Origin of the sequence: Sphingobacterium sp., from assembly GCF_039596235.1 — a bacterium.
Lineage (GTDB): Bacteria > Bacteroidota > Bacteroidia > Sphingobacteriales > Sphingobacteriaceae > Sphingobacterium.
In genome coordinates this window covers 67,254-83,942 of the sequence record NZ_JBCNKE010000005.1, presented here as the reverse complement: position 1 = coordinate 83,942, position 16,689 = coordinate 67,254, and the positions used below count along the sequence as shown (strand labels likewise).

Below are 16,689 nucleotides of genomic sequence, written 5' to 3'. Positions count from 1 at the left end.
CTTCTCTTTATCGCCTCTTAAGGCTTTATCAAATCAAAAAATACGGTCGATTCGAAGCTGTAGAACAGTTATTTCTGTAACAAGATAGAATCCAATTTAATTCAAAAAAAAAGGAAATCCGTAGTAGGATTTCCTTTTTTTGAATATATATAGCAGAATTTAACCCACCATCGTATGGGTAAATTTTCCATCGCACATTTTCTTTCCCTCTTCCACAATGGCAGCTGCGTCATAATGAGAACTTTTCCACTGTGCATTCTGTTCAGCATGCTCAACAATACGATCAGGGATTCCCAATCGGACAACCTGACTATTGTATCCGTGGTCAGCCATAAATTCCAACACAGCTGAACCAATTCCGCCTTGAAGGCAGCCATCTTCAACTGTAATTATTTTTTTGAATTTTTTAAAGACCTGATGCAATAAAGATTCGTCTAAAGGTTTCGCAAATCGCAAATCATAATGTGCAGGATGTATTCCCAATTCGTTCAATTGTTGTACAGCCTTGACAGCTTCATTTCCAATAGCACCAAAACTTAGAATAGCAAGTTCTTCCCCTTCAGTAATCACCCTTCCTTTACCAATTTCAATTTCTGCAAATGGACGGCGCCAATCCGGCATTACACCATTTCCTCTTGGATAACGAATGACAAAAGGCCCCTTGTTAGGCAATTGCGCCGTATACATTAAGTTTCTGAGCTCTTCTTCATTCATCGGAGCAGAAACAGTCATATTTGGAACACAACGCATAAAAGCGATATCGTAAGCACCATGATGTGTAGCTCCATCCGCACCTACTACACCTGCGCGATCCAAACAAAATACTACATTTAAATTTTGTAAGGCAACATCGTGTATGACCTGATCATAGGCACGTTGCATAAATGATGAATAGATATTACAGAAAGGTAATAGTCCCTGTGTCGCCAAGCCAGCACTAAAAGTGACAGCATGTTGTTCGGCAATACCAACATCAAATGCCCGGTCCGGCATTGCGTTCATCATGATATTCATTGAAGAACCTGAAGGCATCGCTGGTGTTATACCAACTATTTTATCATTCGCCTCAGCAAGTTCGACCATAGTATGTCCAAAAACGTCCTGATATTTTGGTGCCACTGGTTTTTCACTCGAAGATTTTTTTATCTCTCCAGTAATTTTATCAAATAAGCCCGGTGCATGCCACTTCGTCTGATCTTTTTCAGCTAGTGCAAATCCTTTTCCCTTAACTGTGACCACGTGCAATAATTTGGGACCAGGTATATGCTTGAGATCTTCAAGAGTCTTAGCCAATTTCTTTACATCATGTCCGTCAACGGGACCAAAATATCTAAAGTTTAGTGACTCAAAAAGGTTGGCATTCTTTAATAAGGTCCCTTTGATACTTTTCTCTAATTTTTTAACGATACCGAGCGCATTTGGACCTACTTCAGAAATTTTGGTCAGCACAGCTGCGATATCATCCCGAAATCTATTGTATCGTTTTGATGTCGTAATACTAGTCAAATATTCTTTGAGGGCCCCAACATTGGGATCTATAGACATGCAATTATCGTTTAGAATCACCAATAAATTAGATTTAGCGATCCCTGCATGGTTCAATGCCTCAAATGACATTCCACCGGTCAGAGCGCCGTCTCCAATAACTGCAATATGCTGACGGTCTTTTTCTCCTTTAATTTGGGAGGCCACAGCCATACCCAAAGCAGCAGAAATTGAAGTAGAAGAATGTCCTACACCAAATGCGTCATACTGGGATTCAGAACGGTTCGGAAAACCCGAAATACCATTCTCAATACGATTTGTATGAAATATCTCACGACGTCCGGTCAGAATTTTATGACCATAAGCCTGATGTCCTACATCCCATATCAATTGATCATAGGGAGTATTCATTACGTAATGTAATGCCACTGTTAACTCAACGACTCCCAAACTTGCTGCAAAGTGACCACCGTTCACCGAAACCTGATCAATAATAAATTGACGTAATTCCTGGCTTAGTTGTTCTAATTGGTCCTCCTTTAGCTTTTTAAGATCAGATGGATCGTTTATTTTACTTAATAGTTCTCCAGCCTCAAATTGCATATACCGCTATTTTACATTAAATGTTTACACAAAGTAACGACAATTTTATTTAATCTTTAAAATAAATCGCACTTGTATATTGAACTACAACAAATAAAAACAGCAATAGTTTTTATGTGAACGATTCCAAAAGATTTTATTACGTAAATTTGTATAAGATATGCAAGTAGAAGAAGGTTACGAAATCAGGCTTCCTCAATTTGAGGGACCTTTTGATTTATTACTATTTTTTATCGAGCGGGATGAACTGAATATTCATGATATTCCCATTTCGAAAATTACCGATGATTTTTTGTCTTATGTAAGTCAAATGCAGGCACTCAATATGGAGATGGCCAGCGAATTTATCTTTGTAGCCTCTACATTGATGCGTATAAAAGCGAAAATGCTGCTTCCTAGACCGGAACTGGACGAAAATGAGAACGAAATAGATCTGAGAGAAGATCTTGTTCAGAAACTTATTCTCTATAAGCAATTTAAAGACATATGTGAGTCCCTAAGAGAAATGGAGGAAAACCGGCTTCAGTTGTATAGTAGAGGTAATATTCAGTATGACATACGTCAACGCCTTCAATTGGATGCTACAGGTGAAAATCTGGACAGTTTTGATCTGTATGGTCTGATGATGATTTATGAGCAGATGATGTATCAATTTCGCAATAGACCGGCCGAGGTAACACACACTGTGGTGAAGTATCCCTATACCATTGAACAACAGAAAAAGGCAATAGCCGAACTTATTGAAATCAATAAAAAATTAGATTTTCAGGAACTGCTGAAAAACTCTGAAAACAAGGTTCAATTCGTCTATAACTTCCTAGCAATTTTAGAAATGCTGCAGCAGCGGCTTTTGCAGATTGAAGTAGGATTGGGATATAACAATTTCAATGTCGAAGAACGGGATCCCAAACAAGAGGATTTAGTACTCGAAGAAGAATTAGAACAATAAAAAACGGTTGTCCAGCTTATTGGACGACCGTTTTTATTATTGCGTAAACATTTAAACATCAAAATACTTCAATACCACTCATTGAAAAATCCGCTGTTTCCTATAGGCATTTTAGTTTAATCCTTTTTTTTGAAAGCATTCCAGCCCTGTGCAGTAATTGGATAGAGATTTCCGGATTTAGAAATCATTTCGCAGCCTTCTGAAGCCGCAGTCATATAGCCTATAATACTAATGTCAGGTAGATTCTTGATCTTATCATGATCCGATTGAGCAATTGTAAATAGGAGCTCATAATCCTCACCTCCATTAAGTGCTGCTACGGTCGGGTCGATACCGAACTCACGTCCCGTATCGTAGGTCATCTGGTCCAATGGAATTTTTTCCTCATACAATCTACATCCTTTGTCCGATTGCCGGCAGATATGAAGTATTTCAGAAGCCAAACCATCCGAAATATCCATCATCGAAGTGGGTATAATCGCTAATTTTGCAAATAATTCAACAATATCTTTTCTTGCTTCCGGTTTTAGCTGACGTTCAACAATATAGTCTTTGCCTTCAAGATCTGGTTGCACATTTGGATTTTCCAGATAAATGTTCTTTTCTCTTTCCAATAGCTGCAATCCCATGTAGGCAGCTCCCAAATCCCCAGATACACACAATAGGTCACCTTCCTTTGCTCCATTACGATAAACAATCTTGTCTGCCTCGGCATAGCCTATGCTAGTTACAGAAATTACGAGGCCCTGAGCCGAAGCCGAAGTATCTCCGCCGACCAAATCAACATTATACTTTTTGCAAGCTATCAAAGCACCCTGATAGATCTCTTCTACTGCCTCAAGTGGAAATTTGGAAGATAACCCAATAGAAAAAGTAATTTGGGAAGCAATTCCGTTCATCGCATAGATATCACTCAAGTTTACCTGTACTGCCTTATATCCCAAATGTTTTAGAGGTACATATCGCAGATCAAAATGAATACCCTCCAGGAGCAAATCAGTGGAGATCAAAGTTTTCTTTCCCTGAAAATCCAATACGGCCGCGTCGTCACCAATTCCTTTAATGGTAGATTTTTCAGTCAGCTCTACCGCCTTACTTATGTAATCAATTAAACCAAACTCACCCATTTCTTCCAAATTGGTACGCTCAGTATTATCAAAATCAAACATGTCAAAAAATTTTAAATTTCAAAATATCATAATGCCATTACGAATATTGCCATAACCCGGATGGATTGGACAGCTAACAGCAATACAAAATATATCGATATGAAAAACAATCTGTTATCATATCGATTATTATCAAATAATATGCAAATTACTAAAGTCCTAAACTTGCTGATATCTCTAACATGCGCTCAATCGGGCGTTGTGCGCGAAGTATAACATCTTCAGGAAGCAGAATTTCAGGTGATTCATATTTCAAACAATTATAAAGCTTCTCAAGCGTATTAAGCTTCATGTGAGGACAGTCATTACATGCGCAGGCATTATTTGGTGGTGCAGGAATAAAAGTCTTTTCAGGACTAGCTTTTTGCATCTGGTATAGAATACCAGATTCTGTCGCAACTATATAAGCTTGCGCGCTATCTGTCTGCGTAAACTTAAGCATTCCTGCAGTAGAGCCTACATAATCTGCTTTAGCCAAAATATGATCCTCACATTCAGGATGCGCAATAAATTTAGCTTCCGGATATTCACTCTTTAAGCGATCGATCTTATCCTGTGAAAAAATTTCATGAACCATACAAGCACCATTCCAAAGCACTAAATCACGTCCAGTTTTTTTCTTTACATAGGCCCCAAGGTTACGATCGGGTCCAAAGATGATCTTCTGATCTATAGGGAGGCTCTCAACAATCTGGACAGCGTTACTTGATGTGCATACAATATCCGATAAGGCTTTTAATTCGGCCGTACAGTTTACATAAGTAATTACCAAGTGATCTGGATATTGCTCCTTAAACTTAGCAAACAGGTGTGGTGGACAGGAATCTGACAGCGAACAGCCAGCTTTAGCGTCTGGCAGGATTACTTTCTTTGATGGAGATAGTATCTTTGCCGTCTCCGCCATAAAATGCACTCCGGCAAAGACTATTAAATCAGCATCCGTTTTTGCAGCTTCCTGGGATAAACCTAGACTATCCCCAATATAATCTGCAATATCTTGAATTTCAGATTCCTGATAGTAATGTGCCAAAATTACAGCATTCTTTTCTTTCTTTAATCGTTGGATTTCAGCTACTAAATCCAATGAAGGATCAATCGGAGCATCATTATATCCTTTTGCCTGAAGCTCATAATTTACAATTTCCATGTGGGTACTTTCAACAGTTTATGAACAACAAAAATACACATTGTTATAAATATAAAAGTCAATAAAAAGCAAATTAATCAAATCGGTCGTTGGAACAAATAGCTATATATAAGGTATTTTAAGTTAAAAAAGTATAATTAAAAGAAATAATTAAAAATATATCTCGATTTAAACCCTTTTAGAGTAGAATATTCGGAAAAATACCAAACAGCCTCCTCATTATCGCAAGCTCAAAGACTTTGTTTCAAACTCTTTCAAACCAAGAAAATCACTTTCTCCCATTTTCTTGCTCATTGAACGTTCTTAGGCATAATACAAAGCAAGTAAAAATATAGCACAAACGGAAGCTTTATTTTTTAACATTTTCATAGTAAAGGATCGTCTACCCAGTAGAATCCAAAATTAAATAGGAATTGGGAAACAGTAAGGTTTATAGAAATCTAAAGACGTCGAAGCTGGAAATAAAATACATCGGCGACCGTAGTATTCGATACAATCACTTTAGATCATTTTCGGGGAGATATCAGCCAAATAGAATCTAAAAATCTAGAAAATAAAGTCTTTTAGAATACAATATTTAGGTAGGACAGTAGGAAGGAAGGCTTTTAACAAAATCTCATGACCTTTATTTCATTTAATTTTATTCTTACAACCGATAAAAATCAAAGTAAAATTCAATAAAGGTATTTTTTGCAATCCATTCTTAATTAAGGTCGATGAGAATCGGATATTTTTAATCTGCTGTAATATGATGTATTATAAAGCATTCTCAGGGGCTATAAACAGAAAAAATTCTTTTAGTATGTGCAAGTCAAACTCGCCATGATACAACCATCGGAACGGTTACGCTTATGAAGGCAGCCAAAGCAGTAGCCGCACACGCTCATCCATAATGCAAAAAGATGACAAATTTCTTGGCTCAAGGCTCCTAACAATATGCTAGAATTTTTATCTACAAAAGCGGGAGAAAATAGCGTACACGCAGCGCTTCTAACTAGCCTTTACCAGTAATATCATAAGTAAACAGCTATACAATTTGATATTTATGCAAAAACAATATAAATTTTTCTAAATCAAAATCTCAATGGCTTTAAACTAATAATCCTAGCCAAGCTCTTAATTTAAATAGATTCAAAACTGGAGATTTAGAAAAGATAAACTATACTTTCTAAATAATATATATAATTTTTAAAATATAAAGTTATAATTTTATATAATAACTAAAAATATTAAATAAGCTATTTCTAATTCGATGAAAAAAGGCCGCTAGAATCTGGTAAATCAAATGGCTTATCAACAATAAAAATTTACAGCATGCTGAGCCGGTTAATTTTAAAACAAGCTCGCTGAGAATAGGATAAAACGCACATTGTATCCGATCAGAGCTTTTATCTAAATCTAAAAGACTTTAAATTATAACACTCAAAATCAAAAAATGACTTTGGCTCGCAAATATAGTAAGAATGTTTGTTCAACAATGAAATTTCTAATAATAATTAGATATCATCCAATACCTAAACGATTTGCAAGGTGCTTTTCTTTCCCCATATACTTTCAAACTGTATTAAAATCCAATAAAAAATTAAGAGAACATCTCAAAAACATATATTCAATTGTAATCGAGTTTATTTTTTCAAAAATTTATATCAAAACGTTCCAGAATACGCTAAATACAAATAAATTTTTCGAAGAATTGTATATTCCAAAGAAATAACCCTTCAAGACGTTTGACGGCTATATTCTTTATTACAAAGAGGCCCTTAAATTACGGTAAAATGAAAAAAAAATATTTTAAAGTCTAATTCCAAAACCTAAACGACTTCAGGCTGCTTAAATTTCAATTACATCCCAATTTCGGATCTACTTATTTCTGGAAAACACTAGGAAAAACGCTTTCAAATTAAAATCACCGTAAAAAATTCGGGAAAAAATAAAAATATGCCAATCTAAGCGATTTAATTCTTAAAAGTTTCTATATCAAAAAATTTTAAACCGCTTGAGCTTCTCATAAAATGAAATTGAAACCAAATGCGGGCAAATAACTTGCTCTAACAGGAGCAAAAAATCAATTTTTATGCTAAAATCTACAGAAATCCCAATACAAGCTCTTTTATAATTCCATAAAATGTTGTTTAAAAAGTTTTTAAAAAAATATCTAACTCTAAAAAGGTTTAAAAAACCTTTTAAATCTAAATTTTCAAAATAAACTCGTTCAGAATGGGATATTTAAATAGGGGAGTTTATCCCCAACCAAATATTCCATTCTGAATAGGTTTGTTTCGATGTTGACAAAACTAAACAAAGATTTTCGAACGTATTCCACAATCTTTTTTTTCAATAAATACTAATTTTTTAAAATAGAGATTCTCTTATTGTTTATTAGGGTGTGGAAAAGTGGTATAAATTGATCTTTCTGAATTTTGATTTTAGGTTTTTACAGAGTTTTCAACAATTTTTCAACAGAAATTACGGATTAAAGAGCTGATTTTTAAAATTCTAATTTTTGACGTTTTTTATTTTCAATATTTTTTTGTTGAATAGTTCATGTCTAAAAAATGTGGAAATCTGTCAAATTTTGTGCGGAAAAATAATGACAATTCCTGGCCAGAGTAGGGGATTTGTGGAATGTTAAATACTTTTCATTTTTATTTAACCTTTTATTTACACGTTTTCCACATTTTTCGTTAATTTGAACCGTCACTTTTGGGATAATTTGTGAATTTTAAAATATATGGCAGATAGAAAAGTAGATTTTTTGGTCATTGGATCAGGTATTGCCGGATTAAGTTTTGCGTTAAAAGCTTCTAAATTTGGTAAAGTATTGATAGTCACCAAGTCCAATGAGGATGAGTCTAATACAAAATATGCACAGGGGGGAGTGGCTGCCGTTGTGGATAAGTCTGATAGCTTTGAAAAGCATATCGTTGATACTCAGATAGCTGGAGACGGATTATGCGATGTGGAAATTGTGGAAAACGTAGTTCGGGAGGCGCCAGATCGGATTGCTGAACTTATCGCCTATGGAACTTCCTTTGACAAGGAGGAATCCGGCGTATATGACCTTGCTAAAGAAGGGGGACACTCCGCTCATCGGATTCTTCATTATAAAGATATAACCGGTTATGAAATAGAAAGAGCTTTATTGGAACAAGCACATAATGATCCCAATATAGATATTGTGACACATTATTTTGCTATTGATCTAATTACCCAGCATCATATGGGGGAGTATGTGGATAAGAATAGGGATGATATTACCTGCTATGGAATTTATGCGTTCAATACTTCCTCACACCTTGTGGACAAAATTTTAAGTAAAGTAACCGTTATGGCTTCTGGTGGAGCTGGACATGTGTACTCAAGTACCACTAATCCGACAATCGCAACCGGTGATGGTATAGCAATGGTTTATCGTGCTAAGGGAAAGGTACGCAATATGGAGTTTATGCAATTCCATCCAACCTCTTTATATAATCCTAAAGATTCTCCGGCATTTTTGGTTTCTGAAGCTGTTCGTGGATTTGGAGGGATCCTAAGACGTTTAAATGGTGAGTCTTTTATGGAGGAATATGACGAACGAGCGTCATTGGCTCCTAGGGACATTGTCGCAAGGGCAATCGATGCGGAAATGAAAAAGTCAGGTATGGATTACGTATATCTGGATATTACCCATAGGAATAAAGAGGACATCATCAAACACTTTCCGAATATTTATGAAAAATGCCTTTCCATAGGGCTGGATATGGCTAAAGACTTTATACCTGTTACTCCGGCCGCGCATTATTTATGTGGGGGTATTTATGTGGATGATTTCGGAAGAAGTAGTATACGCAATTTATACGCTTGTGGCGAGTGCTCGTCAACTGGATTGCATGGAGCAAACCGCTTAGCGTCGAATTCACTGCTCGAAGCTCTTGTATATGCCCATAGGATATTTTTGGACGCTACCAAAACTATTGGATCAATGCAATATGTTGCCAACGTTCCTGATTGGGATGACTCCAAGACTTCACTTTCTAACGAGGATATTTTGGTCAGTCACAATCTACGGGAGTGCCAGAAAATAATGAGTGATTATGTAGGCATTGTACGATCAGATTTTAGGTTAGAACGGGCGCTAAAACGCCTACATCTATTATATGAGGAAACGGAGGATTTTTATCGTAATACTAGGCTTTCTGTAAAGCTTTGCGAACTGCGTAATGTGATCCAGGTCGCCTATATTGTGACCAAGTCTGCTATGCTAAGAAAAGAGAGTAGAGGTCTGCATTATACAACCGATTATCCTCAGCATTCAACCGTATTACAAGATACTATATTCTAATAAACATGGCACTTATTTTACCTGTTCTGGACAAATCTCCTGTGATTGCAGAAGAATGCTTTCTAGCACCAAATTCGACTATTGTAGGGGACGTGGAGATTGGGCACCATTGCTCGATATGGTTTAACGCCGTAGTACGTGGCGATGTCAATTATATTCGTATTGGTCATTATACGAATGTACAGGACGGTGCTGTTATTCATTGCACGTATAAAAAAAGCGGTACAACCATTGGTAATTATGTTAACATAGGCCATCAGGCGATGGTACACGGTTGTATAGTGGAGGATTATGTGTTGATTGGAATGGGGGCGATAGTGATGGATAATGCCGTGATAGAATCTAATGTCATTATCGCTGCCGGTGCCGTCGTTTTGGAGAATACACGATGTGAGTCTGGATTTTTGTATGCCGGGGTTCCAGCCAAAAAGATAAAAGCGCTAACTGACGAACAGAAGGCGCTTTTGCAACAGTTGCCACATAATTATGTATTATATAGCTCCTGGTTTTAGCTTAAACGTATTAGCAGTAGCTTTTCGTTATATTTTTTAAAACTGAATTTTATTCCTTTTTGAGTCCACTTAATGAAAAGCTATCTTTTTGTTCCCAGTTCGCCCGTATGGTAAAAACTTTATTTAAGTAGACAACAGGTTCAGGAAAAGTCTTCTTTTCAACATCGCCGGTATCCCATATTCCATTATTATTGCTATCCCGAATGACACGTAGGGTATACTTACCTCCTGGAAACTGTTTATAGGCTACCGAGGGGGTATTGCTATTGATTTTGTCTATCCTATAGATCTTATCTTTTTTCTCACTAATAAGCTCGACCAGATAGGTTGTATTACTATCCAGATCCGTAAAATCAAATGTAAGATCCCCATAATTTTCACTATCATCATAAGTAAGATCAAATTTTTTCTCTTTATTATGCTCTCCGAAATACCCCGTTATAGCACCTTCGCTAAATTCAATTTGATATTTTTTATCCTTTTTCCAGTTATAGCGGATATGGTAGATATTGGCGTCATTTGTGTCCACTGCCAATTGATAATTTGTTCTTACGAGAGAATCTTCTTTGAATTTTAGCTTCGCTTTATCTATATTTTTTATGGGTGTAAAAGCGGATACCTGTAAATGATTGACCCGATCTACTTTTCCATTATTTGGTGTGAACTGAGGATCAATTACCTGCTCTATTTTTACATTTCCCTTTCTGACAAGGATCGTATCCAGCGGTTTCTCATTTTCAGTTAGCACTAATTTTAGCGAATCTATTTTTAGATTTGGAAGAAATAGCGACGCGGAGTCTGAAGATTTTGAGAAGCGGACTATTTTATCCTTGTTGTTTACCTCATCATTCAGGATACTCAATTTTGGATGATCTATCCTTCTATTGAAGACAAGTAGTACACTTCCATTTTTTTCAAATTTCTTTTCTTGCGTACGGAATTTCTTTGGAATTGCTTTGAATACTTCGAGATCGATATTTGTTAAATCACGTTCCAATACAATTGAATCTTTTAGAAAACCTATTTCTTCATCGGGTGCATTATAGATTCGGTCGTTGTTTTTTTCCTGGAGCGCATAAATGCGATATGTCCCTTCACGTAGGTTATTAAGCTTGTAATTTCCGGCAGTATCTGTCGTTGTAAAGATATTTGCTTTCTTTTTTCCGAAAATAGAATCCTGGCTTGTGGGAATTAAGAGAACTTTAACCTCTTTTAATACCTCTTTTGTTACAGCACTCTTTACATTTCCTGATATACTAAGCGAGTCAATTTTATCACCTGTTGCAAATACGTAAGCATAATTTACCAAAGCGTTTCCTGCGTTATAATCTACAAGACCTTTACCGAAATAGATACTATAGGTGGTGTTTTTTTCGAGAGAATCCGGTAATGTGATTTCCAGATTTTTTTTCTTGATTTTGAACTCGGGGTTACTTCCCATATCCGGTGTGATGCTAAATTCCTTTTGTTGATTAGCCAATTTGACATACTCATCAAATGTGATGACAATCTTTTTATCGGTAAAATTCTTTGAGAAGTTCGCAGGACTTTCCTGTAGAATCTTTGGTGGAATGGAATCTTTTGGTCCTCCCGTTGGTTGTTGTATACTCGCACATTGTATAGACAAGCCAATGAGCATTATAAACATGCTTAAAATAAGTAATCTCGCTTTTAAGCTATTTTTTAGCCTTTCTGAGCTACTTTTATTGCTTTTTAAGGAAGTTGTCATAAAAAATAAAATATTGTCGTAAATCGCTTATTTTAAGCTTGTTTATTTTTATTTGTAATAAATTGATAATCAATATATTAACTCATGTATACCATTAAAACACTGATATCCGACGGCGATACACCAGAAATCCTGGATGCTTGACCTAATGTTCTAGGTTTTACCTTTGCCAATTTCTGTCTAGCTTCTATTGAGAGTGAAGTTAGCAAACTATAATCGAAATCCGGATTAATTTCTCGATCTTCCATCTTCTTCATGCGGTTCACAATATCGATTTCTTTTTCAAAGTAGCTTTCATATTTCAGATTGATCTCTGCCTGCTCTATGGTTTCATTGTCAAATTGAGAAACGTACGCTGCAAAGCCTTCGTCGCCTTTTACGATGTCCTGTATATTAACTTGTGGTCTGGCAAGCACGTTGCTTAAACGTGTTTTCTGAGTAAGTGCGCTCGATCCTACTTCTGACAGAACGATATTCATCTTTTCCAGATTTGTGGAATTCTGTTTGAGGTATTCAATAATGCTGTTTGAATTTTGGATCTTATCCTGAACTTTCTTTAATCTTTCCTCTCCCACTAATCCCAGTTTATAGGCTAGTGGTGTCAGACGGATGTCTGCGTTATCCTGGCGTAATAATAAACGATGCTCTGCTCTTGAAGTAAACATGCGATATGGTTCTTCGGTTCCTTTAGTGACTAGGTCATCAACTAATACTCCGATATAAGACTCTGATCTTTTTAGAATAAGTTCTTTATCGTCATTGACACGTTGATGTGCATTTATACCTGCAAGGAAACCTTGCGCCGCTGCTTCTTCATAGCCTGTAGTTCCATTGATCTGTCCAGCGAAGAAAAGATGTTTTACCAGCTGAGTTTCCAATGTGAGATCAAGTTGCATTGGCGGGAAGTAATCATATTCTATGGCGTATCCAGGACGATACATCTTTGCATTTTCAAAACCCGGAATCAGTTGCAATGCTTTTAGCTGTACATCTTCTGGAAGTGAGGTCGAGAATCCATTTACGTAAATTTCTACAGTTTTGAAACCTTCTGGTTCTACGAAAATTTGGTGGCGTTCACGTTCTGCAAAACGATTTATTTTGTCTTCTATTGAAGGACAATAGCGCGGGCCTAATCCCTTAATCCGACCAGTAAACATAGGTGATTTTTCGAACCCTGTTCGGAGCATTTCGTGTACTTTATCATTGGTATATGTGATCCAACAGCAACGTTGTTCTGTTGGCATCTCGACATCAGTATAAGAAAAACGGCCTTTCTTTTCGTCACCCCACTGCTCTTCCATGAGCGAATAATTAAGACTACGTCCATCTATCCGCGGTGGCGTGCCTGTTTTCATTCTGCCGGATTCGAAGCCCAGCGAAACCAGCTGTTCAGTTAGTCCGGTAGCGGCCTTCTCTCCTGTCCTGCCACCACCGAATTTTTTATCACCGATATGGATCACCCCATTTAGGAATGTTCCATTTGTTAGTACAACGGCATCAGATTCGATTTCTATGCCCATGGAGGTAATCACCCCGCATGCTTTTCCATTTTTGACGATGACTTCCTTTACGGTGTCCTGCCACATGTCTAAGTTTGGAAGAGATTCTAGTTGTAACCTCCATTCTTCTGCAAATCGCATGCGATCATTCTGTGTACGCGGACTCCACATGGCTGGGCCTTTCGATAGGTTAAGCATGCGAAATTGAATAGTTGATTTATCTGCAATGATCCCGGTATATCCCCCCATCGCATCAATCTCTCTTACGATTTGTCCTTTGGCCACACCACCTATAGCCGGGTTACAACTCATCTGAGCTATCACACCCATATTCATTGTTATAAGTAAAGTGGACGACCCCAGATTAGCCGCTGCTGCCGCTGCTTCACATCCGGCATGTCCGGCACCTACTACAATTACATTATATTTTTTAAACATCTTTTAATTCTTGTTCCACGTGAAACGTGGCTTTTTATTTGTTTACAAATTTACTCTTTTCTTTACGTTCCACGTGAAACGCAATAGAAAATTTTACATAAATTCAGCTAGATATAACCACCTTTCTGATTTTTGGTCTATTTGTTCCTGTATCGTTTTTATCTCTTCTGATACTTCTGATAGTTTGACATGATCCGTCAGTTGATTTAGTTCTCCCGTCTTCGCTTTTAGTAGTAATTCTAGATTTTCTATTTCTGTTTCGAGTTTGTTATATTCAAGCTGTTCCTTATAGGAGAGTTTTTTCTTTTCTTCTTTTACCTGAGGTTTTGCAATTTCCTGAATATTCTTTTTTTGCTTTTCCTTTTCTAATTTTTGAAGTTCTTCTTGCTCTATTTTGAAGTCTGCGTAGTTGCCGTTGTAAATACGGATCTTACCTTCACCCTCAAAAATGAAAAGTTGATCTGTCAACTTATCCAATAAATATCTGTCGTGAGAGACCAATATAAGTACGCCATTATAGTTATCAAGGAATTCTTCTAATACATTTAGTGTATCAATGTCCAAGTCGTTAGACGGTTCATCCAGTATAAGAAAATTAGGGTTCTTCATTAACACGCGCATAAGCTGGAGGCGTTTCCGCTCCCCACCACTAAGCTTGTTTACGAAACCAAACTGCTTTTCAGGGGGGAATAGAAAGTGCGTGAGCAATTGGGAAGCTGTGATTACTTCTCCATTTGCCATCTCGATATATTCCGCAATGTTTTTTACAACATCAAGTACACGGTCGTTTTCGCTTACTTCAAGCCCGCCTTGTTTATAGTATCCATATACCGTTGTATCTCCTATTGCGATCTTCCCGCTGTCCGGATTTTCTTCTTTTGTAATCAGATTGAGAAAAGTCGATTTACCCGTTCCGTTTCTACCCGCTAGCCCTATACGGTCTCCTTTTTTGAATATGTAAGAAAAATCAGTTATAATTTCTTTTGCTCCATAATGCTTAGCGATATGTTCCAGTTCAAGAATTTTTGATCCCTGCCTGCTTACTTTTACGCTCAACTGTACAGAGTCATTTCCTTTAATTGATTTCGATTTTTCTTCTAGATCATAAAAAGCCTCTATACGAGATTTTGATTTGGTCCCTCGTGCCTGAGGTTGCCGACGCATCCATTCTAACTCTTTCCGAAGTAAATTTCTACTCTTCTCAACCATGACGGCATCAATTGCTTCACGGTCGGATTTTTTCTCCAAAAAGTAGGCATAGTTACCTTTGTAAATAAAAAGGTTTCCCCTATCCAGTTCTCGAATTTCCGTACAGATATTGTCAAGAAAGTAGCGGTCGTGAGTGACTAAGAGTACTGTTTTATTCCCGGTAGTGAGTAACTTTTCGAGCCATTCAATGGTCTCAATATCCAGGTGGTTGGTTGGCTCATCAAGAATATATACGTCTGGTTCGTCAATCAATAGTTTAGCCAAAGCTAATCTTTTACGTTGACCACCGGATAGACTTTTAATATCCTGCTTAAAATCCATAATGTTTAAACGATTTAAAATCGTCTTTATATTATGTTCATACTCCCAGGCATTCAGTGAACTTATTTTTTCGGTGAGGTCTTCTAATTTTTTTTGATCAATATCACTATTTTCGAGCAGTTCTTCATATTCTCTTATGAGACGCTGTTGATCGTTGTCGGCACTATAAATAAAATCATTGATCGATTTTAATCCTGTGAAATCAGGATCTTGTTCAAGGAAACCTATTTTTATTCCTTTTTCTTTTACAACTTTTCCCGAAGTTGGTAAGGTACGCTCTGCCAAAATAGAAAGCAACGTTGATTTGCCTGTACCATTTATGCCAACCAAAGCCACCCGCTCCCCTTTTTGGAGTCCGAAGTGTAAGTCTCTAAAAAGCCATCTATCATGGAAGGAATGGCTTACTTGTTCTGTAGCTAAAATACTCACGTTATATCACCCTAAATTAATCTTAGTCGTTTTTATACAATAAAAATACCTTTCGAAAATATTTTATTTTCAAAATTTTTATTTAATGTATTGAAAATCAATTATTTACTTTTTTAAATTCGATTTCCAATTGTTTATATAGTGAATCAATAATCTTTTGATTGCTGACTAATTAAATCTTAATGGGGCTTTCTATCATGTTAAAGGAGTAAATCAGAAGCTAAGTCGAAAATCCCGTTTAGCGTAATCTCAGTAACAAGTTGATTTAGAATGCACGCAAAAATAAAGAAATAGTTTCTTATTCGATGCGAAAAAAGCTTCGTTGTGTGATAAAACGGCAATAATGATATTACCTTGATAAATTTAATTCAATGCATAATCAGCAATCAGATTGAAGCGTGGTATTTCAACCTGAAAACTACTATTATCCAAAGAACGGATCATGTTGTAATGGCCTTCCATGAAACCAAATTCGCTGTTAAGATTACATCCCGAAGTATATTGATGTACCTTGCCCGGTTCAATTATCGGTTGTTCACCTACAACACCTTCACCGGATACTTCCCTATAGTCGCCCTTAGCATCGAATATTTTCCAATAACGACTGATCAATTGAACCGTGTAATCGCTCAAATTTTCTATGCTAATGTGATAAGCAAACATAAAATGTTCACGGTCGGGATTCGAATACTCCGATTGATAGATGGTTTCAACCGAGATTTTTACGCCTTCTGTTATTTGTGTGATCATTTGGATGATGTTTATTGTTGCAACAAATACTTATGCTAAAATACTAATAATGAGTTTAAAATTTACAAACTTAATCATTTTTAAAGGTTAAATTGTGCTAAGTTTAAAATTACTGTAGTCAAGTG

The 16,689-nt window shown here is 36.6% G+C and carries 10 protein-coding genes; 3 read left to right on the top strand and 7 right to left on the bottom strand.

Annotation, left to right across the window (positions count from 1 at the left end; all coding sequences use genetic code 11):
• Positions 1 to 159: 159 nt before the first annotated feature.
• Positions 160 to 2,088 (bottom strand): 1-deoxy-D-xylulose-5-phosphate synthase, encoded by a 1,929-nt coding sequence (gene dxs / locus ABDW32_RS12290; protein WP_343562777.1) that lies wholly within the window; start codon positions 2,086 to 2,088, stop codon positions 160 to 162.
• 160 nt (positions 2,089 to 2,248) lie between these two features.
• Between dxs and ABDW32_RS12285 the strand changes: the two genes are divergently transcribed.
• The gene (locus ABDW32_RS12285; RefSeq protein ID WP_077436885.1) at positions 2,249 to 3,037 is read left to right on the top strand and encodes a segregation/condensation protein A; all 789 of its coding nucleotides are present in this window, start codon (positions 2,249 to 2,251) and stop codon (positions 3,035 to 3,037) included.
• 116 nt (positions 3,038 to 3,153) lie between these two features.
• On the opposite strand, the gene thiL is transcribed toward ABDW32_RS12285, so the two are convergent.
• The gene (gene thiL, locus ABDW32_RS12280; RefSeq protein ID WP_077436886.1) at positions 3,154 to 4,206 is read right to left on the bottom strand and encodes a thiamine-phosphate kinase; all 1,053 of its coding nucleotides are present in this window, start codon (positions 4,204 to 4,206) and stop codon (positions 3,154 to 3,156) included.
• A gap of 151 nt (positions 4,207 to 4,357) precedes the next feature.
• A complete protein-coding gene (gene nadA / locus ABDW32_RS12275; RefSeq protein WP_343562774.1) occupies positions 4,358 to 5,353 on the bottom strand; it encodes a quinolinate synthase NadA in 996 nt (331 codons plus the stop codon).
• A gap of 2,731 nt (positions 5,354 to 8,084) precedes the next feature.
• On the opposite strand from nadA, the gene nadB reads away from it, so the two are divergent.
• Together nadB and ABDW32_RS12265 are read left to right on the top strand one after the other, a co-directional pair.
• The gene (gene nadB / locus ABDW32_RS12270; RefSeq protein WP_343562772.1) at positions 8,085 to 9,677 is read left to right on the top strand and encodes an L-aspartate oxidase; all 1,593 of its coding nucleotides are present in this window, start codon (positions 8,085 to 8,087) and stop codon (positions 9,675 to 9,677) included.
• 5 nt (positions 9,678 to 9,682) lie between these two features.
• The gene (locus ABDW32_RS12265) at positions 9,683 to 10,189 is read left to right on the top strand and encodes a gamma carbonic anhydrase family protein (protein ID WP_343562770.1); all 507 of its coding nucleotides are present in this window, start codon (positions 9,683 to 9,685) and stop codon (positions 10,187 to 10,189) included.
• Between the two features lie 49 nt (positions 10,190 to 10,238).
• On the opposite strand, the gene ABDW32_RS12260 is transcribed toward ABDW32_RS12265, so the two are convergent.
• The 4 genes from ABDW32_RS12260 to apaG all read right to left on the bottom strand — a co-directional run bounded on the left by ABDW32_RS12260 (position 10,239) and on the right by apaG (position 16,564).
• Positions 10,239 to 11,837 (bottom strand): Ig-like domain-containing protein, encoded by a 1,599-nt coding sequence (locus tag ABDW32_RS12260; RefSeq protein WP_343562768.1) that lies wholly within the window; start codon positions 11,835 to 11,837, stop codon positions 10,239 to 10,241.
• A gap of 158 nt (positions 11,838 to 11,995) precedes the next feature.
• Positions 11,996 to 13,855 (bottom strand): tRNA uridine-5-carboxymethylaminomethyl(34) synthesis enzyme MnmG, encoded by a 1,860-nt coding sequence (gene mnmG, locus ABDW32_RS12255; RefSeq protein WP_343562766.1) that lies wholly within the window; start codon positions 13,853 to 13,855, stop codon positions 11,996 to 11,998.
• 93 nt (positions 13,856 to 13,948) lie between these two features.
• Positions 13,949 to 15,814: an ABC-F family ATP-binding cassette domain-containing protein gene (locus ABDW32_RS12250; protein WP_343562764.1), complete on the bottom strand. Its 1,866-nt coding sequence runs from the start codon at positions 15,812 to 15,814 to the stop codon at positions 13,949 to 13,951.
• 363 nt (positions 15,815 to 16,177) lie between these two features.
• Positions 16,178 to 16,564, bottom strand: coding sequence for a Co2+/Mg2+ efflux protein ApaG (apaG, locus tag ABDW32_RS12245; RefSeq protein ID WP_077436893.1), 387 nt, complete (start codon positions 16,562 to 16,564; stop codon positions 16,178 to 16,180).
• Between the last annotated feature and the right edge of the window lie 125 nt (positions 16,565 to 16,689).